General features: G+C 72.8%; 22 protein-coding genes, 3 tRNA genes and 1 pseudogene. 10 read left to right on the plus strand and 16 right to left on the minus strand.

All coding sequences use genetic code 11. From position 1 onward, the window contains the following. Positions 1 to 32: 32 nt before the first annotated feature. Positions 33 to 106 (minus strand) — tRNA-Lys (locus tag ACIHAR_RS21370). A gap of 200 nt (positions 107 to 306) precedes the next feature. Here ACIHAR_RS21370 and ACIHAR_RS21375 point away from each other — a divergent pair. The 4 genes from ACIHAR_RS21375 (at position 307) to ACIHAR_RS21390 (ending at position 5590) form a co-directional block, all read left to right on the plus strand. Further along, the gene (locus ACIHAR_RS21375; RefSeq protein ID WP_400021031.1) at positions 307 to 1677 is read left to right on the plus strand and encodes a peptidoglycan-binding protein; all 1371 of its coding nucleotides are present in this window, start codon (positions 307 to 309) and stop codon (positions 1675 to 1677) included. Positions 1678 to 1938: 261 nt separating this feature from the next. Next, positions 1939 to 3051, plus strand: a complete 1113-nt coding sequence (locus ACIHAR_RS21380; protein WP_400021033.1) for an SPFH domain-containing protein — start codon at positions 1939 to 1941, stop codon at positions 3049 to 3051. Between the two features lie 123 nt (positions 3052 to 3174). Continuing rightward, positions 3175 to 3780 (plus strand): lytic polysaccharide monooxygenase, encoded by a 606-nt coding sequence (locus ACIHAR_RS21385; protein WP_365467272.1) that lies wholly within the window; start codon positions 3175 to 3177, stop codon positions 3778 to 3780. Positions 3781 to 3934: 154 nt separating this feature from the next. After that, positions 3935 to 5590: an AMP-binding protein gene (locus ACIHAR_RS21390; protein ID WP_400021036.1), complete on the plus strand. Its 1656-nt coding sequence runs from the start codon at positions 3935 to 3937 to the stop codon at positions 5588 to 5590. 106 nt (positions 5591 to 5696) lie between these two features. Here ACIHAR_RS21390 and ACIHAR_RS21395 read toward each other — a convergent pair. The 6 genes from ACIHAR_RS21395 to ehuB all read right to left on the minus strand — a co-directional run bounded on the left by ACIHAR_RS21395 (position 5697) and on the right by ehuB (position 9826). Beyond that, positions 5697 to 5773 (minus strand) — tRNA-Lys (locus ACIHAR_RS21395). A 113-nt stretch (positions 5774 to 5886) separates the two neighbouring features. Then, a complete protein-coding gene (locus tag ACIHAR_RS21400; protein WP_365467276.1) occupies positions 5887 to 6645 on the minus strand; it encodes an IclR family transcriptional regulator C-terminal domain-containing protein in 759 nt (252 codons plus the stop codon). A gap of 206 nt (positions 6646 to 6851) precedes the next feature. After that, the gene (ehuA, locus tag ACIHAR_RS21405) at positions 6852 to 7634 is read right to left on the minus strand and encodes an ectoine/hydroxyectoine ABC transporter ATP-binding protein EhuA (RefSeq protein ID WP_400021038.1); all 783 of its coding nucleotides are present in this window, start codon (positions 7632 to 7634) and stop codon (positions 6852 to 6854) included. Beyond that, on the minus strand, positions 7624 to 8274 hold the full coding sequence (gene ehuD, locus ACIHAR_RS21410; RefSeq protein WP_365467280.1) for an ectoine/hydroxyectoine ABC transporter permease subunit EhuD: 651 nt from the start codon (positions 8272 to 8274) through the stop codon (positions 7624 to 7626). Before ehuD ends, ehuA begins: the two co-directional genes overlap by 11 nt. Then, positions 8271 to 8915 carry an ectoine/hydroxyectoine ABC transporter permease subunit EhuC gene (gene ehuC, locus ACIHAR_RS21415; RefSeq protein WP_365467282.1) on the minus strand — a complete coding sequence of 215 codons (645 nt, stop codon included), beginning with the start codon at positions 8913 to 8915 and terminating at the stop codon, positions 8271 to 8273. Before ehuC ends, ehuD begins: the two co-directional genes overlap by 4 nt. Further along, entirely contained in the window at positions 8912 to 9826 is a 915-nt protein-coding gene (ehuB, locus tag ACIHAR_RS21420; RefSeq protein ID WP_365467284.1) for an ectoine/hydroxyectoine ABC transporter substrate-binding protein EhuB, read from the minus strand. The genes ehuC and ehuB overlap by 4 nt, the downstream gene beginning before the upstream one ends. A gap of 47 nt (positions 9827 to 9873) precedes the next feature. Between ehuB and ACIHAR_RS21425 the strand changes: the two genes are divergently transcribed. Next, the gene (locus ACIHAR_RS21425; RefSeq protein ID WP_400021042.1) at positions 9874 to 10035 is read left to right on the plus strand and encodes a DUF3830 family protein; all 162 of its coding nucleotides are present in this window, start codon (positions 9874 to 9876) and stop codon (positions 10033 to 10035) included. A gap of 109 nt (positions 10036 to 10144) precedes the next feature. Here the strand turns inward: ACIHAR_RS21425 and ACIHAR_RS21430 are convergent, their stop codons facing one another. Then, the gene (locus ACIHAR_RS21430) at positions 10145 to 11095 is read right to left on the minus strand and encodes a D-2-hydroxyacid dehydrogenase (protein ID WP_400021044.1); all 951 of its coding nucleotides are present in this window, start codon (positions 11093 to 11095) and stop codon (positions 10145 to 10147) included. 342 nt (positions 11096 to 11437) lie between these two features. On the opposite strand from ACIHAR_RS21430, the pseudogene ACIHAR_RS21435 reads away from it, so the two are divergent. The 3 genes and pseudogenes from ACIHAR_RS21435 to ACIHAR_RS21445 form a co-directional block, all read left to right on the plus strand. After that, a pseudogene (locus tag ACIHAR_RS21435) lies at positions 11438 to 11598 on the plus strand (decarboxylase); the annotation flags it as partial. Next, entirely contained in the window at positions 11595 to 12326 is a 732-nt protein-coding gene (locus ACIHAR_RS21440; protein WP_365467288.1) for an aspartate/glutamate racemase family protein, read from the plus strand. The pseudogene ACIHAR_RS21435 and the gene ACIHAR_RS21440, both read left to right, overlap by 4 nt. A gap of 166 nt (positions 12327 to 12492) precedes the next feature. Further along, a complete protein-coding gene (locus tag ACIHAR_RS21445; protein ID WP_365467356.1) occupies positions 12493 to 13593 on the plus strand; it encodes an LLM class flavin-dependent oxidoreductase in 1101 nt (366 codons plus the stop codon). Here the strand turns inward: ACIHAR_RS21445 and ACIHAR_RS21450 are convergent. Continuing rightward, positions 13572 to 15473, minus strand: coding sequence for an EAL domain-containing protein (locus ACIHAR_RS21450; protein WP_365467290.1), 1902 nt, complete (start codon positions 15471 to 15473; stop codon positions 13572 to 13574). The genes ACIHAR_RS21445 and ACIHAR_RS21450 overlap by 22 nt on opposite strands. A gap of 284 nt (positions 15474 to 15757) precedes the next feature. On the opposite strand from ACIHAR_RS21450, the gene ACIHAR_RS21455 reads away from it, so the two are divergent. Next, positions 15758 to 17050: a M6 family metalloprotease domain-containing protein gene (locus tag ACIHAR_RS21455; RefSeq protein ID WP_365467292.1), complete on the plus strand. Its 1293-nt coding sequence runs from the start codon at positions 15758 to 15760 to the stop codon at positions 17048 to 17050. A gap of 58 nt (positions 17051 to 17108) precedes the next feature. Here the strand turns inward: ACIHAR_RS21455 and ACIHAR_RS21460 are convergent. The 7 genes from ACIHAR_RS21460 to ACIHAR_RS21490 all read right to left on the minus strand — a co-directional run bounded on the left by ACIHAR_RS21460 (position 17109) and on the right by ACIHAR_RS21490 (position 23701). Further along, positions 17109 to 17182: transfer RNA gene (locus ACIHAR_RS21460), tRNA-Lys, on the minus strand. Beyond that, a complete protein-coding gene (locus tag ACIHAR_RS21465) occupies positions 17173 to 17781 on the minus strand; it encodes a bifunctional DNA primase/polymerase (RefSeq protein ID WP_388754586.1) in 609 nt (202 codons plus the stop codon). Before ACIHAR_RS21465 ends, ACIHAR_RS21460 begins: the two co-directional genes overlap by 10 nt. A 242-nt stretch (positions 17782 to 18023) precedes the next feature. Beyond that, on the minus strand, positions 18024 to 18392 hold the full coding sequence (locus ACIHAR_RS21470; RefSeq protein WP_365467296.1) for a hypothetical protein: 369 nt from the start codon (positions 18390 to 18392) through the stop codon (positions 18024 to 18026). Positions 18393 to 18728: 336 nt separating this feature from the next. Continuing rightward, entirely contained in the window at positions 18729 to 20069 is a 1341-nt protein-coding gene (locus ACIHAR_RS21475; protein ID WP_365467298.1) for an AAA domain-containing protein, read from the minus strand. Then, on the minus strand, positions 20066 to 21664 hold the full coding sequence (locus tag ACIHAR_RS21480; protein ID WP_400021048.1) for a hypothetical protein: 1599 nt from the start codon (positions 21662 to 21664) through the stop codon (positions 20066 to 20068). Before ACIHAR_RS21480 ends, ACIHAR_RS21475 begins: the two co-directional genes overlap by 4 nt. Then, complete coding sequence (locus tag ACIHAR_RS21485) at positions 21655 to 22776, minus strand: hypothetical protein (protein WP_400021050.1); 1122 nt, start codon at positions 22774 to 22776, stop codon at positions 21655 to 21657. The genes ACIHAR_RS21480 and ACIHAR_RS21485 overlap by 10 nt, the downstream gene beginning before the upstream one ends. Then, positions 22727 to 23701, minus strand: a complete 975-nt coding sequence (locus ACIHAR_RS21490) for a phosphatase PAP2 family protein (RefSeq protein ID WP_400021052.1) — start codon at positions 23699 to 23701, stop codon at positions 22727 to 22729. The genes ACIHAR_RS21485 and ACIHAR_RS21490 overlap by 50 nt, the downstream gene beginning before the upstream one ends. A gap of 213 nt (positions 23702 to 23914) precedes the next feature. Between ACIHAR_RS21490 and ACIHAR_RS21495 the strand changes: the two genes are divergently transcribed. After that, positions 23915 to 24511: a histidine phosphatase family protein gene (locus tag ACIHAR_RS21495; protein ID WP_365467306.1), complete on the plus strand. Its 597-nt coding sequence runs from the start codon at positions 23915 to 23917 to the stop codon at positions 24509 to 24511. Positions 24512 to 24653 lie beyond the last annotated feature (142 nt).

Genomic DNA, 24653 nt, shown 5'->3' on the forward strand with positions numbered 1-24653 from the left:
CCCCCCGCTCACGCAAGGGGCTTTCTCGTCGGTGCGCCGCCAGGGACTCGAACCCCGGACCCGCTGATTAAGAGTCAGCTGCTCTAACCAACTGAGCTAGCGGCGCCTGCTGACATCGTTAACTCTACATGACGTCCGGGGGTGCTCCCGACCGCCTTCCCGGGGGCGACCCGCCCTTCCGACCCCCTGGGAGGGGTCCGGGTACATCATTCGGACCGTCAGCTTGCGCGCCGGAAAGACAGTTGGGAAAGACTGGCGAACGTGCACAGGCGCGGACATTTCCATCTGGAGTGTGAGGGGAATCGCATGGAGTCTCCGGTATTCGAGGAATTCGATCCCGGGGGTGCCTGCGACTGCCCCGGATGCGTTCACTGGAGGCGGGTGAGTCCGCGTTCCCTGCCCGCCGGACTCGGCGGTCACCCGGCCGCCCACCGCACCGTCGTCGTGGCGACCGCGGCCGCCGCGGCGCTCGGCGCCGGGCACGCCGTGCCCGCTCTGGCCGCCTCGCATGCGCCGGAGCGGCCCGGTGTTCCCGCAGGTGACGAGCCTCTGACCCCGCAGGGCCGCAAGGCGCCGCTGCACGGTCCGGGCGGCAGGCCGGCGAAACCGGAGGGCAAGATCGTGACGCCGCGGACGACTCGGGCGGACATCATCAGGCGGGCCAGGACCTGGGTCGCGGCGAAGGTGCCGTACAGCATGAACGGGTTCTGGTCGGACGGTTACCGGCAGGACTGCTCGGGTTACGTCTCCATGGCCTGGAAACTGCCGGGGAACGAGTGGACGGGCAGTCTGCACCAGTTCGCGACCCGGATCACCAAGGCGGAACTCCAGCCGGGCGACATACTGCTCTTCCACAATCCGTCCGATCCGGAGAACGGCTCGCACGTGGTCCTTTTCGGCGGCTGGACGGACTACACGCACACCCACTACATCGCCTATGAACAGACCCGGCCGACCACCCGCCGTCTGGCGACCCCCTACGCCTACTGGGCCTATTCCGACCACTACGTCCCCTACCGCTACGACGGCCTCGAAGCCGAGGACACGGACCATGCGGAGGAGGGCAAGGAGGGGGGCGCGGGCGGCGGGAGCGCCGCGGGGGGCGGCTCCGTCGGGGCGGGCACCACGGCGGTGCCGTACCCCGGACGGGCGGCCTTCGGGCCGGGCGCCGACAACCGGTACGTGACCCTGCTCGGCCGGCTCCTCATCCAGCGCGGCGCCGGGCGCTTCTACACCTCGGGGCCCGGTCCCCGCTGGTCGGAGGCCGACCGACGGGCCACCCGGGCGTTCCAGCGGGCCCAGGGCTGGCGCGGCGCGGACGCCGACGGGCTGCCCGGTCCCCGGACCTGGTCGCTGCTGACCACCGGCCGGGGCAAGGACATCCCCGGCGCCGGTGCCGGAACGGCCCGCCCGCCCGCAGCGTCCGGGTCCTCCCGCGTCCCCGCCTACCCGGGCCGCGGCATGTTCCGGCCCGGCGCCAGCAACGTCCACGTCACCCGGCTGGGGAAGCAGCTGGTGAAGAAAGGGTTCGGCAAGTACTACACGACGGGACCGGGACCGCGCTGGGGCGAGGCGGACCGGCGGGGCGTCGAGGCCTTCCAGCGAGCCCAGGGCTGGCGGGGTGGCGCGGCCGACGGCTACCCGGGGCCGGAGACCTGGCGGCGGCTGTTCTCGTAGACCGTCCCTTCCCGTACGGGCTGATCCGCGGCCCGGCCGGCTCGCCACCCGGCTGGTCCCGAGTCCGCCCGGTCCCGAGTCCGCCCGGTCCTGGAGTTTGTCCGCTCCCGTGGTCCGTCCGCCCCGGAGCCCCGCCGGTCTCGCCGCCCGGCTCCGGAGCCCGGCCCACACGGACGGGCGCTCCCGCAGTCCCCGCGGTTCCCGCGGTTCCCGTTCCTTTCACTGTCATGGCGTATCTGGCGCGGAGGCTGGAGGCACGCAATGAACACGACCACTTCACAGACGCCCGAGCCAGAGGGGCCGGCCCGGCCGCCCATCCGGCTGATCCAGAACGAGGCGACCACCGAGATCCCCGTCCACCTGCTCTTCCGGGACGAGCCGGACCCGCGGCCGGTACCGCTCGGTCCCGCCGTCGTGGGAAGCCGGCAGGGCACCGGGGAGCAGCCGCGCTTCCGGCGGCCCGAGCCGGCCAAGCCCCGGCCGATCGCGGAGGTCGACCCCGCCCTCGTGGAGCAGCCCGGCCGGGTGCTGCCCGGCGTGGCGGGCGTGACCGCCGGGACCTGCGGGGCGGTCGGCTGCGTGGCCACGTCCTGGTGGGCCGGGGTCCTGCCGCCGCTCGTGGCGGAGGCGCTGCGGCTGCCCGTGTACGGCGGTGCCGGACTCGGCCCGGCGCAGTGGGCGGCGTACACGGGGGCGGTCGCGCTGGGGATGTTCGGCTTCGGCGGACTGGCCCGGGGCAAGACCGGACAGGCCTGGGTGCTCGACATGTTCGGCCGCTACCGGGGGACGGTCCGGCGCACCGGCCTGCTGTGGGTGAACCCGCTGCTGCTGCGCCGCCGGGTGGACGTGCGGCTGCGGCACTGGCGCAGCGAGCCGATGCCCGCCGCCGACGGCAACGGGGTCGCGCTGCGGGTGGTGGCGCTGGTGGTGTGGCGGGTGCGGGACACCGCGCGGGCCACGCTCGGCGTCGAGGACCACGAGACCTATCTGCGCGAGTGCGTGGAGGCGGCCCTCGCCCGGATCCCGGTGGAGGCGCCCGGCTCGGGGCGAGGCTCGGTCGAGGCGACGGGGGAGGCGCTGACCCGGCGGGTCGCGCGGGACGCCGGGGCGATCGGCCTGGAGGTGTTCGCGGTGCAGCCGGTGCGCGTCGAGTACGCCCCGGAGGTGGCCGCCGCGATGCACCGCCGCCGGATCGCCGCGCTGGACGCCCAGCACCGGGCGTCCGTGCTCACCTCGGTCGTGGACTCCGTGGAGGACACGGTGACCCGGCTGACCATGCGCGGGCTCGTGGAACTGGACGACTACGAGCGCAAGGCGCTGGTGAAGGACCTGACGGTGGCGTTCTGCGCGGGGCGTGGCGAGCAGACCCCCTGACGGCCCTTCGAACACGGACCGCGGTTGGTATGGACATGTTCAACAGACCGCAATAATCTCAGACTTGGTCTAGACCTGCACGCACAGCTCACTGAACTCCCCACGTTCTCCAGGAGCGGCAGCATGCGCAAAAAGACCAAGTGGTACGCCGCCGCGCTCGGGCTCACCACGGCGGGAGCCTTCGTGCTCTCCGCCGGCGGCGCGAGCAGCCACGGCTACACCGACCTCCCCATCAGCCGGCAGAAGCTCTGCCAGAACGGCAGCGTGACGGGCTGCGGCGACATCCAGTGGGAGCCGCAGAGCGTCGAGGGCCCGAAGGGCTTCCCGGCCGCCGGACCCGCCGACGGGCAGATATGCTCCGCCGGTCACAGCCGGTTCAACCAGCTCAACTCGCCCACGAAACCGGGCGGCGGCGCCTGGCCGACGACCAGGGTGACCGGCGGCCAGAACTACACGTTCCGGTGGCAGTTCACCGCCATGCACGCCACCACCGACTTCCGGTACTACGTCACCAAGCAGGGCTGGAACCAGAATCACGCCCTGGCCCGCTCGGACCTCAACCTCACCCCGTTCTTCACCGTCCCGTACAACGGCCAGCGTCCGCCCGCCACGCTCTCCCACACCGGACGGCTGCCGTCCGGTCTGAGCGGTCACCACGTCATCCTCGCGGTGTGGACGGTCGCGGACACCGGTAACGCGTTCTACGCCTGCTCGGACGTCACGTTCTGACCGCCCCCGGCCGGCATCCGTGTGCGTCACGACCACCTTCCGGAGTCCTCCGGTCGTGTCGTGACGCACGTGGAGGCCGCTTGGCGTCCCGGGACCGGCGGCCTCATGCCGTGACCATCCACATCTGAGGCGCCGTCAGCTACCGTGCGCCCCCATGGACCCCACGCACGCCACCGTCGCCGAACTCGTCCACGCCCGGTGGGGCGACCACCGGCCGGGGCTGTGGTGCGGGGAGGACACCCTCACCCACCACGAGGTCGCGGCAGGCGCCGCCGCCCGGGCCGCGCTGCTGACCGACCTGCTCCCGCAGGGCGCGCCACCCCACGTCGGCGTGCTGCTGCACAACACCCCGGAGTTCCCGCTGTGGCTGAGCGCGGCGGCGCTCGCGGGCGCGGCCGTCGCCGGGATCAACCCCACGCGACGCGGCCCGGAACTGGCCCGGGACATCCTGCACACCGAGTGCCGCCTGCTGGTCACCGAGCCGACCCACCTGCCGCTGCTCCAGGGCCTCGACCTGCCCGGCGTCCGCCTCCTGGTGACCGGCACCGACGAGTACGACGCCCTCCTCGCCCCCTTCTCCGACGCCCGCCCGGACTGCTCCCGGGCCGCCCCCGCCGACCGGCTGCTCCTCTGCTTCACCTCCGGTTCCACCGGCGCCCCCAAGGCCGCGGTCTGCTCCCAGGGCCGGCTGGTCGCCGCCGGACGGTCGCTCGCCGAACAGTTCGCCGTCACGCCGGACGACGTGCACTACGTCTGCATGCCGATGTTCCACGGCAACGCGGTGATCGCCGACTGGGCCCCCGCCCTGGTCGCCGGGGCGGGCGTGGCGTTGCGGCGCCGGTTCTCGGCCTCCGGCTTCCTGACGGACGTACGGCGCTACCGGGCGACGTACTTCACCTATGTGGGCCGGGCGATCCAGTACGTCCTGGCGACCGAGCCGTCCGCCGGCGACCGGGACCACCGCCTGCGGCTCGGCTTCGGCACGGAGGCGGGGACGGCGGACGCGGCGGCCTTCGAGCGGCGGTTCGGGGTGCGGCTGGTGGAGGGGTACGGTTCGTCGGAGGGCGGTGCGGCGGTCCGGTGGTCGCCGGGGACTCCGGCGGGCGCGGTCGGCCGGGCGGGACCCGGACTCGCCGTCCTGGACCCGCGGACGCACGCGGAGTGCCCACCGGCCCGCTTCGACGCCGCCGGGCGGCTGCTGAACGGCGACGAGGCGATCGGCGAGCTCGTGAACCGGGGCCCGAACCTGTTCGAAGGGTACTGGCGCAACCCGCAGGCCGAGGCGGAGCGGCGGGGCTCCCCCCGTCCGGGCGAGGCCGGGGACGGGGATGGGGAAGGCTGGTACTGGACCGGCGACCTCTTCTGCCGGGACGCCGACGGCTTCCTCTACTTCGCGGGCCGCACCGACGACCGGCTGCGGGTCGACGGCGAGAACCTGGCGGCCGCGATGATCGAGAACATCCTCGCCCGGTACGAGGGCGCCGACGCCGTCGCCGTGTACGCGGTGCCGGACCCGGTCACCGGGGACCAGGTGATGGCGACGCTCGCCGGTGACTTCCAGCCGGCGTCCTTCGCCGGGTTCCTGCGCGCCCAGGCGGACCTGGGGACGAAGATGGCGCCCCGGTTCGTGCGGGTGGTGGAGCGGATGCCGGTCACGGCCACGAACAAGATCCACCGGGCGCTGCTCAGGAGGGAGGGCCTGCGGTGCGCCGATCCGGTGTGGTGGAGGCCCACGGCCGAGCTCGCCTACCGGCGGCTGGCGCCGGGCGAAGCCGAAGGGATGCCGGCTCCGACGAGAGGCCCTGTCTGAGGGGGCGGGCGTCCGGCGGAACCCTCGCCACGAACGGTGAACCCGCGCGAACACGACGATGGCGGTTTGTGTTCGCGCGTTCCGCGAACACAAACCGCCATCGTGATGGTGCGCCGCCAGGGACTCGAACCCCGGACCCGCTGATTAAGAGTCAGCTGCTCTAACCAACTGAGCTAGCGGCGCATGACTCCCGCCTCCGCCTCTCGGCGGCCGACGACAGAGAAAATACTACCTGGTCCGCGGGGGTGCTTCCGACCACCGGCCGGGGTCCCGGCCGGTGTGATCGCCGGAGGGTCCTAGATGGCCAGCGACAGCAGCACCGGCGCCGCGTTCCGGTTCAGGGTGTCGGCGGCCTGGCGGAGCCGGTGGGCGTGCTCGACGGGCAGGGAGAGCGCCAGGCAGCCCGCGGTGGAGCCGGCGGTGATCGGGACGGCCGCGCAGACCGTGCCGACGGCGTACTCCTGGAGGTCGAGGTGGGGCACGGTGGGCGGCTGGGACTCCAGCCGGGACAGGAGCAGCTTGTCGCTGGTGATGGTGCGCGAGGTGAGGCGGGCCATCTTGTGCCGGGAGAGGTGGTCGCGCCGGCCGTTGTGGTCGAGCTGGCCCAGCAGGCTCTTGCCGAGCGCGGTGGCGTGCGCGGAGGAGCGGAAGTCGAACCACTCGTTGACCGCGGGCGTGGCCGGGCTGTCGGCGTACTGGGTGATGGTGACCTCGCCGTCGACGTACCGGCTGATGTAGACGGCGGCGCCGACGGAGTCGCGCAGCCGGTCCAGGGTGTGCTGGAGCTTTTCGCGGAGGGCCTCCTCGCGGTGGTGCGCGGACCCCAGTCGGGCCAGGGCGTCACCCGTGACGTACGCCCCGTCGGCGATCTGCTCGACGTATCCCTCGCGGCGCAGCATCCGCAGGAGCGGGGTCAGTCGCTCCGTGCCGAGGCCGGTCTGGCGGGCGAGGTCGGTGTCGGTGACACCGGTGCTGTGCCGGGCCACTGTCTCCAGGACGCGCAGGGCGTCCTGGGCCGAGTGGTTAGGAGTGGTCGGCTCGTGCTTCAGCGCCACGGTCTTCCCCCTGCGGTCGCTTTCTGGCCGTGATCCGGACGGCGAGTCACCTCCACGATAACGGCCAAGCGTGCGGTACGGAGGGGGTGTTGGCGAGATTCTGCGCGGCCCTCGGTTCTCCGAACTGCGGTCCTGATCCGGCGGCATATGCCAAAGGCATGAGCCGCCGTCGAGACCTGGGGTGATCGGTTGATCACCCGGCGTAGTCACAGTACGGCGCTGAGGAATTCCCGTGTCCGTTCCTGCTCGGGCGAGCTGAAGATCTTCTCCGGCGGGCCCGACTCGATCACGCGGCCGGAGTCGAACATCAGGACCTGGTCCGAGATGTCCCGGGCGAAGTTCATCTCGTGGGTCACGCAGAGCATGGTGATGTCGGTGGTGCGGGCGATGTCCCGCAGGACGTCCAGGACGCCCGCGACCAGCTCGGGGTCGAGCGCCGAGGTCACCTCGTCGAGCAGCAGCACCCGCGGCCGCATCGCGAGCGCCCGGGCGATCGCCACCCGCTGCTGCTGGCCGCCGGACAGCCGGGACGGCCTGGCGTCGCACTTGTCGGCGAGGCCCACCAGGTCCAGCAGCTCGCGCGCCCGCTCCTCCGCCTCGTCCCTGGACAGACCGAGCACGCTGACCGGCGCCTCGGTGACGTTTCTCAGCACGCTCATGTTCGGGAACAGGTTGAACTGCTGGAACACCATCCCGATCTTCTTGCGGACCTCGCGGACCTGCTTCTCCGGCGCCGGGAAGAGCCGCTGCCCGTCGACGGTGATCGTGCCCTCGTCGGGCTTGGTCAGGGTCATCAGCAGCCGCAGGATCGTGGTCTTGCCGGAGCCGGACGGCCCGATGAGGGTGACGTGCTGGCCGGGCTTCACACAGAAGTCCAGGTGGTCGAGGACGGTGTTGTCCCCGAACCGCTTGGTGACCCCGTCCAGGCGGATCAGCTCGGCGCTCGCGGGGGTGCTGTCGACGGTGGTCTTGCTGGTCTCAACGGACAAGGCGTCGCTCCAGGGTGCGCAGGAGGAGGGAGGCGAGGTAGGAGATCACGATGAAGGCCACGCCGATCACCGTGACGGGTTCGGTGAACTGGAAGTGCTCCTGGGAGAAGAGCCGCGCCCGGCCCAGCAGGTCCAGGACGGTGATCGTCATCAGCAAGGGCGTGTCCTTGAGCATCGCGATGACGTAGTTGCCGAGCGCCGGCACGACCCGGCGGACCGCCTGCGGCAGGATCACCGCGCGCCAGGTCCGGGTCCTCGACAGGTTCAGCGCGGTCGCCGCCTCCCACTGGCCGGCGGGCACCGCGTCGATGCCGGCCCGGTAGACCTGCATCGTGTACGTCGAGTAGTGCAGGCCGATCGCGAGGACGCCGGTGGTCATCGCGGAGAGGGTCAGGCCCCACTCGGGCAGCACGTAGAAGAGGAAGAACAGCTGCACCAGCAGCGGGGTGTCCCGGACGAACTCGGTGACGATCCCCACCGGCCACTGCACCCACCGGGTCGGCGTCCGCATCAGCAGCGCCCACACCAGCCCCAGCGTGAACGAGATCAGCGAGCCGAGGGCCAGCGCCTGCAGGGTGACGAGCAGGCCGTCCCGGAAGAGCGGCATGAAGTCGCCGACGGCGCTCCAGTCCCAGTTCATCGGACACCTGCCTTCAGACGGTGCTCGAGCCCTCGCATCACCCGGGTGAGCAGGAAGGCGATCACGAAGTAGATGAGGAGGACGTACGTGTAGATCTCGGCGCTCTCCTGGAGTGCCAGGCGCACCAGGTTGCCGCTGAAGGCGAGGTCGCCCATGCCCATGACCGACACCAGTGCGGTGCCCTTCAGCAGCTCGATCAGCAGGTTGGAGAACGGCGGGATCATCTCCGGCACGGCCTGCGGCAGCAGGATCTTGCGCAGGCGCTGGGCGGGTGTGAAGCCGAGGGCGATGCCGCCCTCCTTCTGTGCGGGGTCGACCGCGTTCAGCGCGCCGCGCACGATCTCCGAGCCGTACGCGCCGTAGGTCAGGCCGAGGGCGAGCGTGCCCGCCCACAGGGGCACGAGCTGCCAGCCGAAGGCGAGCGGCAGCACGAAGAACACCCAGAAGATCATCACGAGGGCCGAGGTCCCGCGGAACACCTCGGTGTAGAAGCCCGCGAGGAAGCGGACGATCCACCGCCGGTGGGTGCGGGCGATCCCGACGGTGAAGGAGACGGCCGCCGCCAGCAGGGAGCTGAGCACGAGCAGTTGGATCGTCGTCCAGATCCCCTCGAGGACGAGTTCCCAGAGTCCTGAGGTCATCCGCCGCAGAGCTCCTTCGCCGTCAGGTCGGTCATCTCGGCCCGGGTGAACCCGAAGGGCTCCAGGATCCGGAACAGCTCGCCGCTCTTCTTCAGCTTGCGCAGCTCGGCGTTGAAGGCGTCCCGCAGCCTCGTCTCCGTCGGCCGGAACGCGAACGCGCCGCCGTCGACGTGCGGTTCACCGCCGACGAGCGGGGCGAACGGCTTGGTCGCCTCCGCCCTGCCCGACTTCTTCACCACCTCGCGGATGGTCAGGGCCGTCCCCGCGAACACGTCGACGCGGCCCGCCTCGACGGCGTTCAGCCCGGCGACCTGGTCGGGGACCACGAGGATGTCGCTCTCCTCGTAGCCCGCCTCGACGGCGTACTGGATCTCGGCGTATCCGGTCCCGGTCGCGAAGCGCGCCTTCTTCTCCACGACGTCCTGATAGTTGTGAAGGTTTTTGGGATTGCCCTTCCGGACGATGAAGGAATCCAGCATTTGGTAGTCGGGATCGGCGAATATCACCTGTTCGCAACGCTCGGGGTTGACGTACATCCCGGCGGCCACGACGTCGAACTGCTGGGAATTCAGACCGGGAATGAGCGACCCGAACTCGGTGGGCACGGGCTGCACCCTGCCGATCCCGAGCCGCCCGAATATCACCTTCGCCAACTCGGGTGCCTCACCGGTGAGTCGCCCGTCCTTGTCGATGTACCCGAACGGAATCTCACCGGCGATCCCGAGCCGTACCACACCCTGTGCGCGCAGCCGGTCCAGCAGGTCACCGCCCGGTGCGGAGGAGGCCGTGGCCACGCGGGTGCAGCCCGCCGCGCCCAGCGCGCCGAGCGCCGCCACCCCCGCGAGCAGCGACCGGCGCGTGGGTTCCGCCGTGAATTCGTGTTGTCTGACATGCCTGTTCGGTGGAGCCATGGCGGCGCGGCTACCCGAGACCGCACGGGTTATGCACCACGGAAGTCATGGCTGACCGCTGCATCGACGTGTCGTCGGTCCACAATGACATCTACGTCCTGCTCCCGCCGTTCACGGAACAGGAACCATCCCTGGAAAACGCGACAGTCACCCCGATCCCCGGAGATTTCTGCTGTTCCTCCTCGCCGGAACCGAGTCGGGCACGGTGACACCCAGCCTCCGGAGGGGATGACACGGCGCCGGGGCGAGGAGGCTACGTCGGCCCGTACAGCGCGTGCGCCGCCCGCGGGACGAGGTCGTCATGCACTCTCCAGGACGTCAGTGTCCGGGCACGTACCCACGCTGCTTGTCGACCACGTTCCTCAGGGGCCGGCCGGCCGCCCACCGCTCGAACAACTCCACGAACTGCGCGCCGAGTTCGTCCCGCCAGCCGACCGTGTCGCCGCTCATGTGCGGCGACACCAACAGCCCCGGCACCCGCCACAACGGGCTGTCCGGGGGGAGGGGCTCGGTCGCGAAGACGTCCAGGGCGGCGCCCGCGATCCACCGCCGCTCCAGCGCCTGGACGAGCGCCTCCTCGACGACGAGCTGCCCCCGGCCGACGTTCAGGAACCGGGCGGAGGGCTGCATCACGCCGAAGCGGCGCAGGTCGAACATGCCGTGCGTCTGCTCGGTGAGCGGGGCCGCCGCGACCACCCAGTCCGCGCGGGCGAGGAGGCGGTCCAGGTCCTCGGGGCCGTGGATGCCGGTGCGCGGGACGCGGCCGACGACCGCCGTGGTCACGCCGAGCGCCTTCAGCGTGCGGGCGATCGCCCGGCCGATCGGCCCCGAGCCGACGACGACCGCGTGCGTGCCCGCGACCCGCAGGCCCTCGCGGTGCCGCCACTCGTGCCGCCCCTGGAGCTCCCAGGTCAGCGGCAGGTCCTTCGCCAGGGCCAGGACCAGCGCGGCCACGTACTCGGCGATCGGCTCGTCGAAGACGCCGCGCGCGTTCGTCACCACCGTGTCCGAGGCGGCCAGCTCCGGGCACATCAGATGGTCGACGCCGGCGCTCGCCGTGTGCACCCAGCGGGGGCGCGGTCCCCCGCCCGGCCAGGCGGCCCGCACCGCCTGCGAGGTGAAGTCCCACACCAGCAGCACGTCCGCCTGCGGGAGGCGGCCGGCGAGCGTGGTCTCGTCGGCGTGCACCACCCGGGCCCGCCCGGTGAGCCGGCCGAGCCGGGGGAGGGGGTCGGCGTCGAGGACGAGGACCGTGGGAACGGCGGACATCCGGTTGCACCTTCCTCGGACGGGACGTGCGGGGCCAGGGCCCGGCGGCGGGCCGGACGTCCGTGACCAAGGGCCTGACGTGCACGGATTGACCACGTTCGCACCCGAACCCACCGTCGTCAACACGACAGTCGCCACGGTTCGTTGCCCCCTCCCGCCTCCCCGCGGGGGGTCGTGGCCACCACGGGCGTCATCCTTCTCGGCGGCCCCGGCGCCCGGCGCGGTCTCGGCGCCGTCGCCCCCTTCGACCCCGCGCTCGACCGCGCCTCCGGCAGCCTCGTGGGCGAGCTCGCCGGGGAGCGCGCGATGTGCGAGGGGAACTGTGTTCGCGATACGCGAGGGAAACTGCGCATACCGGTGATCTCGGTCAACCGGGTGACGATGTGGGCGGCGCTGCGCCGAATGGGTACCCGAGCCATGGGGCCCACCAGGCCCTGCTGGACGAGGGGGCGCGGCACCGGCCTCCCGTACTGCCGGAAGAACAGCAGGAAGGCTGGACATGACCGCACTCGGATTCCTCTACCCGGGCCACTCGGCCGAGGACGACTACCCCCGTATCGAGCAGCTCCTGGGCAGTGACATCCGGGTGGACCTGGTCCACACGGACATCGGCGAGGACGCGCACCGCGTCGACGCGCTGCGGCAGATGGGCACGCCCGAGCGGCTCGCGTCCGGCATCGAGCAGCTGCGGCTGTCCGGTGCGGAGGCCGTCGTGTGGGCCTGCACCAGCGGGGGGTTCGTGCACGGCTGGGAGGGCGCCCAGGAGCAGGTGCGCAGCCTGGCCCGCACCGCCGGCATGCCGGCCTCCTCGACCTCCTTCGCCTTCGTGCACGCCGCTCAGGAGATCGGCGCGGGCCGGGTCGCCGTCGGCGCCACCTACCCGGACGACGTGGCACAGCTCTTCGCGGAGTTCCTGCGGGCCGGCGGCCTGACGGTGACCGGCGTCCACAGCTCGGGGATCGTCACGGCCGAGGAGGTCGGCCGGTGGGGTGAGGCCGAGGTCGTCGCGCTCGCCCGCGCGGCGGACGAGCCCGGCGCCGAGGCGGTCCTGCTGCCCGACACCGCCCTGCACACGGCCGCCCACCTCCCCGCCCTGGAGAAGGAGCTCGGCAAGCCGGTCCTCACCGCCAACCAGGTCACCGTCTGGGAGGCGCTGCGCCTGACGGACCGGCGGGTGAACGCGCCCGGCCTCGGGACGCTGTTCACCCGCGAGCCGATCGTGCAGGTCTGACCCGCTCGCCGCGCGAGGGCGTGGCAGCGGGAGGGCACGGGAATAAGCGGGGACTGCCTCCTGTTAGCCGTGCGAGGACAGCGCGCGCCGAGACGCAGGAGGAACAGTGGCGGCAGACGAGACGGCGGCAGGCGACAGGCCGACGGGCGGGGCACCGGAAGCCGGGGTGCCGGCAGGCGGGACGCCGGACGGGATCCGAGGCGTGGTGCACGGCACCGCCCCCGTCCCCCTCTCCGTGCTGGACCTGGTCACCGTCGGGTCCGGCCGCACCGCCACCGACGCCCTGCGCACCAGCGTCGACCTCGCCCGGTTCACCGAGGCGCGCGGCTTCCACCGGTACTGGGTCGCCGAGCACCACTCCATGCCGGGCGTCGCCTCCTCCTCGCCCGCGGTGATCCTCGCCCACCTCGCCGCCCACACCGACCGCATCCGGCTCGGCTCGGGCGGCGTCATGCTGCCCAACCACGCGCCGCTGGTGATCGCCGAGCAGTTCGGCACGCTGGAGGCCCTCGCTCCCGGGCGCGTCGACCTCGGACTGGGCCGCGCCCCCGGCACCGACGGCGCCACCGCCGCCGCCCTGCGCCGCACCGACCGGCTGAACGAGGGCGCCGACGACTTCCCCGAGCAGCTCGCCGAGCTGACCCGCTTCCTGGACGACGACTTCCCCGACGGCCACCCCTACCGCCGTATCCACGCGGTCCCCGGCCCGATCCAGGCCACGTCTCCGGGTGGTGTCCAGTCCCGGCACCGCCCGCCGATCTGGCTGCTGGGCTCCTCCGGGTTCAGCGCCCGGCTGGCCGCCCTGCTCGGCCTGCCCTTCGCCTTCGCGCACCACTTCTCCGCGCAGAACACGATCCCGGCCCTCGACCTGTACCGGGAGCACTTCCGGCCGTCGGCGGTCCTCGACGAGCCGTACGCCCTCATCGGGGTCTCCGTGCTCGCCGCCGACGACGAGCGCGAGGCCCGCCGCCAGGTCCTGGCCACCGGCGTGAACATGGTCCGCCTGCGCACCGGCCGCCCCGGCCTGTTCCCCTCCCCCGAGGAGGCGGAGGCCTATCAGCTCAGCTCGCTGGAGCGGGAGTTCGTCGACTCCTGGACCGCGAACATCGTCCACGGCACGGCGGACGAGGTCCGCTCCGGCCTCGACGACCTCCACAAGCGCACCGGCGCCGACGAGTTGATGCTCACCAGCCACGCCCACCGCGGCGAGCTGCGCCTGCGCTCCTACGAACTCGTCGCCGACGCCTACGGGTTGCCGACGGCGTAGGAAGCGGAGTCCAGCAGCTCGGAGATACGATCCGGCGTGACCGGGCGGGAGTACAGCCAGCCCTGCCCGGTGTCGCAGCCGATGCTGCGCAGCCGGGTCGCCTGCGCGGACGTCTCCACGCACTCGGCGGTGACGGTCAGCCCGAGCCGGTGCGCCAGGTCGATCATCGCCTCGACGACGACCTGGTCGGCCGGGTTCGGCGGCGCGCCCGCACCCTCGTACTGGAAACCGCGCACGAACGCCCCGTCCAGCTTCAGCACCGACACCGGCAGCCGGCTCAGGTACGCGAGGTTGGAGTAGCCGGTGCCGAAGTCGTCGATGGCGATGTTCACGCCCATGTCGCTGAGCGCCTGCAGGGCCTGCAGGGGCCGCCCGGCGGAGCCCATCACCGCGGACTCCGTCAGCTCCAACTGGAGCAGATGCGGATCCAGGCCGGTCTCGGCGAGGATCTCCGCCACGTCCGCCACCAGGTCGGAGTCCCACACCTGACGGACCGCCACGTTGACGCTCACGAACAGCGGCGGCTCGTCGGGACGCTCCACCTGCCAGCGGCGGGCCTGCCGGCAGGCGGTGGCCAGCACCCAGCGGCCGAGCGGCACGATCGAGCCGTCCTCCTCGGCCAGTGCGACGAACCGATTCGGCGGCAACAGCCCGAATCGGGGGTGGTCCCAGCGCACCAGCGCCTCCACCCCCCGCAGCCGGCCGTCCGCCATCCCGACCAGCGGCTGGTACTCCAGACGGAACTCGCCCCGCTCGATGGCGGGGCGCAGCGTGGAGGCCAGGGCCTGGCGGGTCATCAGGTGGGCGTTGCGCTCGGGGTCGAACAGCGTCCAGCGGTCCTTGCCGTCCACCTTCGCCCAGTACAGCGTGGTGTCGGCGGCCTGCATCAGCCCGGTGGCGGTGGTGCCGGCCGCGAGCCGCTCCACGACCCCGATCGACGCGGAGACGTTCAGCCGGTGCCCCGCGAGGTCGAACGGCGCCTGGAGCGCCTTCAGTACGGACTCGGCGAGGTCCGCGAGCTGCTCGGTGCCGGTGGAGTCCTCCACCAGCAGCGCGAACTCGTCACCGCCGAGCCGCGCCACCAGGGGAACGCCCGGCCGGTTCCGCCCGGCCTCCTGCGCACACGCCGTCAGCCGTTCGGCGACGGCGGCGAGCAGGCGGTCGCCGACCCGGTGCCCGAGGGTGTCGTTGACCGCCTTGAACCCGTCGATGTCCAGGTAGCACAAGCCGATCCGGCCGGTTCCGCTCTCCTCGTACGACTCCGCCTCCAGGGCGGCCGACACCCGTTCGAAGAACAGGGTGCGGTTGGGCAGCCGGGTCACCGGGTCGTGCATCTGGAGGTGGCGCAGCCGGGCCTGGAGGTCACGGTGGGCGCTGATGTCGGCGACGGAGAGCAGGACGCCGGACGGATCCCCGTCCAGGGGTGCCACGGTGACCTGCGTCCACAGCGAGCGGCCGTCGGGCTGTTTCAGCCGCCGGGTGCAGCGCAGTCTGGCCTGGCGGCCGCGGAGCACCTCGCGGTAGGCGTGCCAGGTGCGGGCGTCGGAGGCAAGGTCCAGCAGGTCGGCGGCCACCCGGCCGATCAGGTCCTCGGATCCGCCGCCCAGTAGTGTGCCGAGCGCGTCGTTGGCGTCGGTGACCAGGCCCTCACGGTCGACGACCGCCATGGCCAGGGGCGCGGACGCGAAGACGGAGCGGTAGGCGGAGGGACCGCCGCCGATGCCGTCGGGTCCCTGCGCGCCTTCTGTGCCGAGGGGGTCTTCCAGGTACTCCAGGTGTTCCAGGGCGTCCCTACGAACAGGCGCCTGATTGTCACTCTCTGTGACGGCTGACCGGTCGAGGTCTGCCGCGGGCGTCGACCCTTCGGACGTTCCGCTCACCGCTCTCTCCCGCAGTGCACTCGATCTCAGTCCGCGCAGCAAAGTGTCCCGATCATAGAGGCTGGGCGGGACTCGCGCAGCCACTGCCCAGTGTTCCGGAACACCCCGCCCTTCTGGCAGATCGTTTCTGCCCTCACGTGGGCGGTCTGCGGGTGGCCAGGCGCTTGTGACGTTCCGTGAGTGTTTCCGGGGGTGTCGGCAGCGGAGCCCAACGTTCCGGCCCCTCACTCGTCTGGTGGAGGTAAACAGGGCGCAGTACGACAAATCTGCACAGGCTGGGTGCGGTGTCCCGTGAACCGCTCCCGGAGGTCTCCGTGCCGCGACTGCTCCCGCGCCCCCGACTGCGCAGCACAGCGGCCGTGTTCACCACCCTCTCGGCGCTGGCGGCGACCTCCCTCATCACCGGCCCCTCGGTCGCCGAGCCCTTCTCGACCCATCCGTGCGCCCTCAAGCGCACCGACGCCCACCACTCGGAGGGCCTGCACACCTGGAACACCGCCTATCCGCGGCCGGCCGACACCCTCGACGCGGTGATGGTGTTCCTGTCGTTCCCGGACTGGGTCCCGATGATCTCCCCCGCCGAACTCGCCGCCGACCACTTCCCGTCCACCGGCGAGTACTTCCGCCGGGCCTCCTACGGCCGGTTCACCCTGCGCGCGCATCCGGTCAAGCGGTGGATCCGCATGCCGAGACCGTCCACCGCGTACGCCATGAAGCGCGACTGGAGCGCCGAGCACCGCGCCGCCTATCTGCGCGACGCGCTGGCCGCCGCCGACGGCAAGGTCGACTTCTCCCGGTACGACGTCGTCTACTTCGTCGCCGACCCGGACGCTCCCGGTGTGGACTCCGACGCCACCAAGGTCGTCAACATGGACGAACCGCTGCGGGCCGACGGCAAGGACATCCGCAGGATCGTCACGGTCTTCGAGCGGCACCCGCCGGACCGGCTCGTCCTCGCCCACGAGACGGGCCACGTCTTCGACCTGCCGGACCTCTACCACCGCCCCACGGACGGCAAGGGCGACTGGGACACGTACGTCGGCGACTGGGACCTCATGGGCAGCCAGTTCGGGCTGGCGCCGGATCTGTTCGCCTGGCACAAGTGGAAGCTGGGATGGCTGGATCCGCGCCAGGTGGTGTGCGTGTCCGCCGACAGGCCGAAGCGGCTCACTCTGGAGCCCCTGAGTGCCGGGCCCGGCGTCGCGGTGCCCGGGGCCGCCGGGTCGCCGCTCTTCGCGCTGGGCAACGGCACCAAGCTCGCCGTCGTGCGCACCGGCGCCCACAGCGCCCTCGCCTTCGAGGCGCGCGCCCCGGTCGGCAACGATCACTCCGCCTGCCGCGGGGGGATCCTCGTCTACCGCGTCCACAGCGGCGAGCAGTCCGGTCACGGCCCCGTCGAGGTGATCGACGCCCACCCGCACACCGAGGCCTGCTGGGCCGACTCCGTCTACCCGCCCCTCGCGGACGCCCCGGTCGCCCTCGGCGAGAGGTTCACGGTGCCGGGGGAGAAGGTGCGGGTGGAAGCGGAGGGGCGGACGATGACGGGGGCGTGGACGGTGAAGATCACCGTCGGCTGACCACAAGACGATGGCGGGGTGGTTCGCGTTTCCGCGAACCACCCCGCCATCGACGTCGTGCGCCGCCAGGGACTCGAACCCCGGACCCGCTGATTAAGAGTCAGCTGCTCTAACCAACTGAGCTAGCGGCGCCTGCTGACGTCGTAGACCTTAGCACCCTGGTCGGCGGGGTGAGAAATCGATATCCGCACGGCGGTCCGGGCCGCCCGCACGGCCGCCCAGAGCAGGATCTCGGGGCCCGGCAGCCAGGGGTGCCGGGTGTCGGGGGCCACCATCCAGCGGGTGGCGGCGTCCTGCGGGGAGGTGAGCGGGGGCGGCACGGTCACCGCGTCGCCGGTGCCGTGGCAGAGCAGCGGCGGGATGGTGCTCGTACGGCCGTCCGCGCGGCCCTCGGAGCTCCACTCCTCCCACTCCAGCAGCGAGGGCAGGCGCTGGGCCGTCCCCGGCGCGGCGAACAGCAGCGTCCGCCCGCGGAACGCGGCCACCGGGCCGGAGCCCGGCCCCTCACCCCACAGCCGGTCGAGCATCAGCCGCCCGAACAGGGCGGGTGCGCTCACGACGTCGAAGACGGAGCCGCAGGGCAGGACGACCGGGGCGTGCGGCCGCTCCTCCCAGAGGGCGAGCGTGCTGCGGGGGTAGGCGCCGGCGGAGGCCAGCCATGCGGCGCCGTCCGCGGTGACTCCGGCGGCGTCGGAGTGGTCGGTGAGATGGGCGTCCCATGCGCTGCTCATGCCGCCAAGATCTACCGGGCGTGAGCGGGTGTTTCCCCAGGGTTGCGGGAAATCGGGACGACGGGGGGTGGGAGGCGGTATGTTACGCGGCTGGCATATGCCAGAACGTGACGGTGGGTGACCGGTAGGGCACGTCGGCCGTCCTGACCGGCCTGATCGCCGTGACGGTGCGGCGGTGCGAGCGGTGAGGCGTGAGGCGTGACGGCAGACGTCGTGACCCGGTGACGTCGCGGCGTCGTGATCTACACCGGGTCGACGTGTCCCCGGCCCTCGACGTCGCCCCGCAGCAGATCGCGGCCGAACTCGACCATCCGCTTCGCGTAGTCCTCGGTCCACTCGGCCCGCTGGGCGATGTCCGCGGGCGTGAGCCGGTCGAACCGGCGCGGGTCGGCGAGCTGGGCCGCCGCCATGGCCTGGAACTCCATCGCCCGGTCGGCCGCCGCACGGAACGCCTGCGTCAGCTCCGTGGCACGCGCCAGCAGCGCCCGCGGGTCGTCGATCGACTCCAGATCGAAGAAGTGCTCCGGATCACCGGCGGCCTCCGCCGGCTCGAAGAGCAGGGGCGCGGGGCGTAGCCGCGGTTCGTTCCGACGCGGCGTGGGCTCCGCCATGTCTTCTCCTCCTCGTACGGTCGGGATGGCACCACTGGTGAGCGGACCACCCTCCATTGTCCTCCGACGACGCAAGGGGGCCCGGGACCCCGCACTCTCAAGGCTTCCGGGACCCGCGATGTTCCCCGGCCACAGCGGTGACGACCGCCGGCTCATCCCGGGCGCGGCCCGGGCGTGGTCGCCGGCAGACCGGTGTTCGGTCAGGTGGGCGGGGACCGCGTGGTGGGCCTGCCGGCCGTCCGGGCTTTTGCCGTCGGCCGGCTCCGGCGGCGTGCCGGGCTCCGTCCGGCCGGTGGGGCGTGGGCCGGCCGGTGTCGGGTGGGTGCCGTGGGACGGTCATGGCCGGAGACTCACCCGGTGTTCGGCCAGGTGGGCCAGGACCGCGTGGTTGGCCTCCCAGCCGTCCGGGAACTTCACCACCGTTCCCAGCTGGACCGGCTCCGTCGACGGATAGTCGTCGAGCAGGTCGCCCACGCCCGCCCGGCACACCACGATGCAGGCGTGCCGGTGGCGGGAGGCGAGGACGCAGAGACGGCCCGTCTCCAGGTGGAAGGCGGTGGCGTCGGGGCGGCCGGAGAGAGGGTGGAGGATCACCGTGACGTCGAACTCCCGGCCCTGGAGCCGGTTCGCCGTGTCGACGGTGACGTCCGCGACGCCCAGGTCGGCGAGGGCCGCCCGGATCGCCGCGGCCTGGTCGCGGTGCGCCGTGCCGACGGCGACCCGCTCGGGGGTCAGCGGGGTGGGGTCCGGGGATCGCTCGGAGAGGGCGGCGCCGCCCCGGTCCAGGAGACGGCGGACCACCGCCGCCACCGCCCGCACCGCCTCCGGGTCCGTGCGGGGCGTGTGCCGGGCGGGCAGCTCCAGCAGGCCCCAGCCCGACTCCGCCGCCTCGTCGATCACCCGGTCCGGGCCGGAGCCGTCCGACGGGACGGCGAAGGACAGACGCCGGTCACCGGGGCCGGTGCCGCTGCGGAACGGGGTGTACGGGTAGAAGGCGTCCGAGACCAGGGGAGCCGCCGACGCCGGCAGGCGCCAGGACACCGGCAGCCGGTGCTGCGGCAGGTCCGGGTTGTGGGCCAGCAGCGTCGACACCGCCGAGGCCGACGGGTCGTACGACAGGCCCGCCCACTGCTCGCTGCCCACGATCGCGAACGGGTCCAGCTGCCCCGGGTCGCCCACGAACAACGCCCGCTCGAACAGCCCGGCCACGGCCAGCAGACCGTCCGACCGCATCTGGTACGCCTCGTCCACGATCGCGTGCCGCCACGGCTCGTCGACCTTCACATGCGCCCACTTCGCCGCCGTGGAGATGACGACGGGCAGACCGGTGAGGTCGGCCGCCTTCGCTGACTTCCGCACGTTCGGCAGGTCGTCCAGCGCCTTGTCGTACGCGTCGGCGTCGCTGCTGTGCAGGCGGCCCACCGGCAGCTCGGGGCTCTTCTCGGCGAGCCGCACGACCAGGTCGTCGACCTGGGCGTTGGTCTGCGCGACCACCATCAACGGGCGCCCCGCGTCGGCGAGTTCCAGCGCGGCGCGCACCACCAGGGTGGACTTGCCGGCGCCGGGCGGGGAGTCGACGACCACACCGCGCGCCACGCCGTGCAGGGTGTCGCGGAGGATCGCGTCGGTGGCGCGGGCGGCGGCCGTACCGGGGTCGATGGCGGCCTCGGTGGTCACAGACTGTCCTCCTCGGTGACGGGGTCGGCGGCCTCGGAGAACCGCTCCCCGGGCGGCCCGCCGTGTGTCCAGGGTGTCTCCTCCGGGTCCGGCAGCTTCGCGCCGCCGCGCTGCTCGTGCTCGAAGAGGGTGAAGCACACCCGGTCGCCCTTCTCGGGGACCGACCCCTCCTCCGGCTCCTTGCCCCGGCCCATCCTGTCGACGATCCGCAGCACCAGCAGGCCCGCCCCGTCCTCGCCCTCCCAGCCGACGAACTCCGCCGCCTGCGGCTTCCCACCCAGCGAGCGGAACACCTTCGCCCGCTCCCCGAGGTGCGGCCGGTCCTCCGTGCGCACCGTGACCAGCGGGCGGGGGCTCGGCCGCCTGCCCTCGCTGTAGGCCATGGCGACCTCGACGACCTCGCCGGCGAACGCCTCCCCGGCCAGCCGCCGCCCCGCCATCACCAGCGGGTCGTCGAGGGCCTCCTGCGCCTCCAGACGGGCCTGTTCGCGCTCGCGCGTGGCGAGCTTGTTGGCGGCGGTGACCGCGTCGTCGCGCCGGGGCTGCGGCGGCTCGCCCGCGACGACCCGGTCGCGGTGGCCGGTGAACGACCAGCGGTCGCGCGTCCACCGCTCCTCGACGTGCGCCCCCTCGGGCAGCGCGCGCAGCAGGTCCAGCCCGCGCCACACCGCGCGCCAGGTGGGCAGCGTCCGGCTCCGCACCAGGTCGCGGATGTACTGCTCGGCGGCGGTCAGCTCACCGAGCCGGTCGTCGGCCTGCAGACCGTCCTCGGCGGCGGCCAGGGCGGTGCGCGCGCGGTCGTAGCGCTCGATGGCGGGGGCGAGCAGCTTGTTGTCGAACGCCGGGTCGGTCGCCGGACCGGCCGGCGGGCACAGCAGCTGGCCCTCGGCGTCACGCGCCAGTTCGGCGTGGAGCGCGGCCTCCGCGCCCGTCGCACCCTCGGGCGGGTCGATCCAGGCGAGCAGCGCCCCCAGGTGCTGGTCCTCCAGGCTGGACTGCCCGGTCGCCCAGTGCCGGCCCAGCACCTCCGTCAGCGCCAGCAGCAGCGAGGAGCCGGGAACCCGGGACCGCTCCCCGAAGTGGGTCAGCCATCGCCCGAGCAGCGGCACGCGCGGCGGCGCCGGATAAGGGCTCTCCGGGTCCTGCTCCGCCGTACGCCGAAAGCGCATCGAGCGGCCCAGCAGACGGACGAAGTCGACGCCCGCGCGGCTCGGCACGACCAGCTGCGGCGCGTCGGAGCACAGCTCGACCTCGACCTTGACGCGCTTGCCGGTCTCCGGATCGGTCTCGTTGCGCTCGGCGGTCTCGACGGCGTCGGCGTAGGAGTCGATGTACGGCAGCACCACGTCGGCCAGTTCGGCGAGGAACGCGAACCTGAGGTCGCGGTCGCGTGGCTGCGGGACGACGAGCAGGCGGGGGGCGTCCCGGTCGGTGCCGACCAGCGCGCCCAGCGGAGCACCGGCCTCACCGGCGGTGGTCAGCGGCACGAAGACCAGCGGCCGCTCGGAGAGGTGCCGGTGCCGGACGGTGGCGGCGGGCTGGGCCCGGCCGGTGGTGACGGCCTCGAGGCGGGCGAGGGTGGCGATCAGCGACACATCGCCCCCAGGGCCTCGTCCCGCAGCTGTGCCGCCCTGCGCAGGGCCGCCACCGTCGGGTCGTCGGGATCGCCGGCCTCCCCGCGCGCGGCCGCCAGCACGTCCTCGACCGTCGTCAGCCCGCCCAGCTCGGCGCGGACCGGGCGGCCCAGGGTCGTCACCGCGCCGGCCGCCCGGGAGCGGTCGCGGCAGTGGAACGCCAGCTCGCAGGCGGCCAGGCACTCGGGCGCGTACGTCGCCGGGACCGACTCGACGGCCGCGGTGAGCTGCTCGGCGGGCAGCTCGGGGGAGAAGCACGTGCCCTCCGGGAGGGCGTCGGCGATGTCCTGGATGCGGGTGAGCCGGGCCAGTTGGCGGCTGGTGACCGCGCGCTGCTTGCGGACGTCCACGGCGGACGCGGTCGGCAGGTTGGAGAAGTCCTTCGGGCAGACGAGGAGGACGCGGTGGCGCACGGTCGGCGGGGTGGCGAGGCGGGCGGCGACCTCCTCCAGCGCCAGCACGTACACCGCGGCCTGGCGGGCGGCCGCGCCGACCTTCGCCGGGTCCGCCGCCCCGTCCAGCATCGGGAACGACTTGATCTCCACGACCGTCCAGCTGCCGTCCGGGTGCACGACGACCGCGTCCGGCTCCAGGAAGGCGGGGGAGCCGGCGACGTCGAGCGCGAGCATCGGATGGTCGAGCAGCGTCCAGGTGCCGGCGGCCTCGGTGGCCTCCCGCAGCGCCAGCGCCGTCCGCGCGGTACGGCCCTCGGGACCGATCGCCGACAGGTCCGGGACGCTCGCCCCGGCGGGCGCCGCCGCACGCGGGTCCAGCCTCTCGTGCACCAGACGCAGCAACTCCGCGCCGCCGTCCGCCTTCACCTTCGCCTCGAAGGCGTTCCCCCGGGTGAGGGCGAACTGCGACTGCCCGAAGGCCGACGGCGAGCCCAGCGCGCTCGCCAGCGCCGCCTTGTTCACCCCGGCGCCGTCGAGGATCGCGCGCCGCCTGCAGCCAGGGTTCGCGGCCAGCGCCGCGAGGGCCCGGGCGTCCAGCGCCTTCGCGGGGACGTCCGGACCGCGCAGGTCAGCGAGCCGCTGCCGGAGCGCCGTCCCCCGCGTCCGAGGGGGAGGCACTCGGCTCGGCTTCGGGCCCGAACCGTGACTCGCGCTGCCGTGGAATTCGCTCACCCGCGGAAGTCTGGCATCCGCCACTGACAATCGGGGTGTCAGCGCTCACAGAGGCCGCCGGGAGGGACGGGACACGCGCCGTGAGGACCGGGGCGCGGCCCGCGGACCAGACCCGGATCCGGTCCATGCGGCGCATCACCAGCGGTGCCAGCAGCAGGCCGACCCCCATCACGGCCGCGCCCGCGACCGCGTCGAGGAAGTAGTGGTTCGCGGTGCCCATCACCACGATCGTCGTCACCAGCGGGTAGACGACACCCGCCGTCTTCGCCGCACGCGTGCCTCCGTGGCGCCAGAGCATCACCCCGCACCACAGGGCCCAGCCGACGTGCAGACTCGGCATGGCCGCGTACTGGTTGGTCATGCCGCCCAGTCCGCGCGGCGCGCTCGCCTCGCCGCCCCACCAGCCCCACGAGCTGTACTGGGCCATCGTGTCCACGAAGCCGTGCTCCGCCGCCAGCAGGCGGGGCGGACAGGTCGGCAGCAGGGTGAAGCCGATCAGACCTATGAAGGTCGACGTCATCAACCAGGTGCGGGCCGCCCGGTAGTGCAGGGCGCGCGAGCGGAACAGCCAGACCAGCAGTACCGGTGTCACCAGGTAGTGCAGCGACGCGTACCAGAAGTCCGCCGGGACGCCGATCCACGCCTCGGTTCTGAAAAGGCGGTTCAGCGGGTGCTCGGCGTTGATGCGCAGCACCTTCTCGATCCGCAGGATCGCCAGGCCGTGGTCGACGGCTGTGCCGACGTCGCCCCGGGCTAGCAGCCGGCCCGCCGAGTAGCAGGCGTACACCAGCAGAATCAGCGGCAACTCGGTCCACCAGCGCAGCCGGCTCGTCGGGACCGCCTCGGTGCCCGGTGACTCGGTCTGCGGCATCCGATCGCCTCCCCCTTCTTGTCGCTGCGGCGCCGATGGCACGGAGGTGCCACTTTACGGCGTGTGCACGCGCCCGTCTCCGGACGCCCCCGGCCCTCATAGACGCAGAGATCGCCCGGCGGGTTGCCCCTGTTCAGGGTGAGCGATGATGGAGGGGTTCCGCCGCTGATCTGTCCCCCGCTTCTCTCAGGGTTTCCCCCGGAAAGGTCCCCCATGGCACCGCGCATCCTGCTGGCCCGGCACGGACAGACGGAGTGGTCGCTGTCCGGCAAGCACACCGGCAGGACCGACGTGCCCCTGCTGGAGGAGGGCCGCCGCGGCGCCAAGCTGCTCGGTGAGCGGCTGCACCGGGCGCCGTTCGACGGGCTCCCCGGCGTCGAGGTGCGCACCAGCCCGCTGGCACGCGCGCGCGAGACGTGCGAACTCGCCGGCTTCGGCGAGCGGGCCACCGCCTGGGACACGCTCATGGAGTGGGACTACGGCGCCTACGAGGGACTGACCCCCGCCGACATCCAGACGCTCCGCCCGGGTTGGCTCATCTGGCGCGACGGCGTGCCCGAGGGCGAGAGCCTCACCGAGGTCGCCGCGCGCGCGGACGAGGTGGTCGCCTGGGCGCGGGCCGAGGACCGGGACGTTCTGGTCTTCGCCCACGGGCACATCCTCCGGTCGATCGGGGCGCGGTGGCTGGGACTGCCACTGGACTTCGCGGCCCGGATACGGCTGAACCCGACGTCGCTGTCGGTCCTGGGCTGGGCCTACGGGGAGCCTGCGATCGAGAGCTGGAACGACCTGGGGCACCTCACGGGGTGACAGACCGGTCTGCGGCGCTCGCCGGCGGGTGGAGTCGCACTCCCGCGCCGGCGGGGTGCCGCCGCGCCACCCTCCCGCGCTCCCGGCTTCGCTCGAGGGAGTTGCACCCCGTCGCCCCGGCGTGAGACCGCCCTGGCGTGAG

This window comes from Streptomyces sp. NPDC052016, from assembly GCF_044548445.1.
Taxonomy (GTDB): Bacteria; Actinomycetota; Actinomycetes; order Streptomycetales; family Streptomycetaceae; genus Streptomyces.